Annotated in this window: 3 protein-coding genes; 2 read left to right on the top strand and 1 reads right to left on the bottom strand. The window is 42.5% G+C overall.

Translation table 11 applies throughout. The features are described from left to right. Nucleotides 1-294: 294 nt before the first annotated feature. Complete coding sequence (locus tag BS19_RS19555) at nucleotides 295-729, top strand: GNAT family N-acetyltransferase (RefSeq protein WP_038177633.1); 435 nt, start codon at nucleotides 295-297, stop codon at nucleotides 727-729. A gap of 149 nt (nucleotides 730-878) precedes the next feature. Here the strand turns inward: BS19_RS19555 and BS19_RS19550 are convergent, their stop codons facing one another. Next, complete coding sequence (locus BS19_RS19550) at nucleotides 879-1,211, bottom strand: PBPRA1643 family SWIM/SEC-C metal-binding motif protein (RefSeq protein ID WP_038177631.1); 333 nt, start codon at nucleotides 1,209-1,211, stop codon at nucleotides 879-881. A gap of 215 nt (nucleotides 1,212-1,426) precedes the next feature. Here BS19_RS19550 and BS19_RS19545 point away from each other — a divergent pair, with 215 nt between their 5' ends. Then, nucleotides 1,427-1,969 (top strand): DinB family protein, encoded by a 543-nt coding sequence (locus tag BS19_RS19545; RefSeq protein ID WP_038177630.1) that lies wholly within the window; start codon nucleotides 1,427-1,429, stop codon nucleotides 1,967-1,969. The last annotated feature ends 118 nt before the right edge of the window (nucleotides 1,970-2,087 follow it).

The raw sequence follows: 2,087 nt of genomic DNA, 5'->3' as shown, positions 1-2,087 counted from the left end.
TTTCAGACGCGAATGTACTCGTTGAAAGTCAGCTTTGTGACATTGTCTTTCCGAAAGGTTTATTGGGTGCTTTTGGCCAGCTTTCTACGGCGTTGGCAAAGTGGTAATGAACTGGGAATCAAAGGTTTAGAATGGCAACTAACAAAGCGTTTAAGGCAGATTCGCAACGCTAGGCATTTTCGGTTTGCTTTGAATTTAGTGTTTACGGCACAATGGTTTAGGTTAGGTGGTAATGTTGCTCACTACTTAACGCGGCGTTATAAGCTATCCGTAGTTGTAGGTTTGGAGAGTTAGGTGTACGAAACCCGTAAAGCTGAAAATAGTGACTATGAGTTCCTATTCGAACTTAAGAAATCAGCAGAATTTGAACCAATCAAAGCTGTATTTGGTTGGGACGAAAGTGTTCAAAGAGAAATTCATCACAATGAGTGGGGCGAAGAAAAGCCAACCATAATCGAAGTCGATGGAGTCGCAGTGGGCAGTTACTTGGTGCAGTGCCATTCTGAGCATCTGTACTTTGGTCGCTTTTTCCTATTCCCAGAATATCAGGGTAAAGGAATTGGTAGCCAAGTATTAAAAGCGGTCATTGAGCTGGCTGAACAAAAGTCGTTACCGATAAAGCTTTGCTACTTACGAGGAAACCGAGTAGGGGAACTTTACAAAAGGTTTGGCTTTGAGGTTACAGGGCAGGACGAACAGTTCGTGCACATGTTAAAACCACGCTTATAACAAGCAATTTAAGAGGGATTCACAACGCTTGGCACTTTTGCTTATACTTCAGTTTTAGTGTTTATGGCACAATGCTTTAGGTCCGGGTGGAGCCGTTGTTCACCCCTTAATTGGGCGTTATACCGCCGGGTGAGGGCGGTATTCCGAGTCTAAGCACAGCATTTTTTATATTTTTTGCCACTACCACAGCTACAAGGGTCATTTCTGTTTGGTGTTTTTTCAAAGACAGTCGTGATGGGTTTGTTGAGTAATGTGTCTAGCTCAACGGTATTTTCTTCCTGAGTCGCGTCAATAATAATGTTGGTGATGATCGAGTTCTCTTGAGCTAGGAGTTCAATAGCCTCTTTTCGTTGCTGTGAAGAAACGATGACTGAAACGGGAGCTTCGGCTGTACCAGCTTTCACTTCACGGTCAACGTTGTAGCCAGATTTCACGTGATTTTTTCTTGTTTCGATCCGACCTTTGAAAAACAATTTGGACATGCAGGGACTCTTTGGTTATGGGTATCGTATAAAATGAGCAGGGATTATACGCTTCATCGTAGAATGATAAAGCGTTACTTAGTACGATAGATTACTAGAAAAGCGGTATAACAAAGCGTTTAAGGGTGATTCCAAACGCTTGCCGGTTTCGCTTCGCTCAAGTGTGGCAAACGCTTGTCACACCTTAACGCAGCGTTATGTACTTTGGAGGTCAAATGGATTTATCCTCAAATTTCAGGATGTTGGCGCTGTATAATCAGCGAATGAATAAGCAATTACTTGGTGTTTGCAGTAAGCTGACTGATGAGCAGTTGCATCAGAATACCAACTCATTTTTTCCTACAATCATGGCTCACTGGAATCATATCTTGTTCGGTGACTTGATTATGCTACAGCGCCTTGTAGCAAATGAGTTAGTAACAGTTGAAGCTACAGTTTTAGATAAATTACCTGTCGCTAAGTCAGTTTCTGACACGTTCGCTTCGAATCTCGGCGAACTATCTGAATTACGAGAACTTTTAGACTCGATCTATATTGAAGTTACTAATCAGTTTAGCTCTGGTAGTTGTAGCCAAGTAGTCAGGTATACGACAACCGAGGGGCAGGTAATCGAACGAACAGTTGGTGAGTTTTGCCAACATATTTTCAATCATCAAACGCATCACAGAGGTCAGCTAACCTGTTTGTTAAGCCAGTTTGGTTTAGACTTTGGCTGTACTGACCTGCCTATGGTCGTGCCAGAGGGAGCACGTACATAACAAGAAATTTAAGAGTGATTCACAACGCTTGGCGCTCTCACTTCAAGTAAGTTTAGTGTTTATGGCACAATGGTTTAGGTTAGGTGGTTAGCGTTGTTCACACCTTAATTTGGCGTTA

The organism is Vibrio pacinii DSM 19139, from assembly GCF_000711795.1.
Lineage (GTDB): Bacteria > Pseudomonadota > Gammaproteobacteria > Enterobacterales > Vibrionaceae > Vibrio > Vibrio pacinii.
The sequence above is the reverse complement of the archived record's forward strand: the minus strand, read 5'-3'. Positions and strand labels throughout refer to the sequence as shown.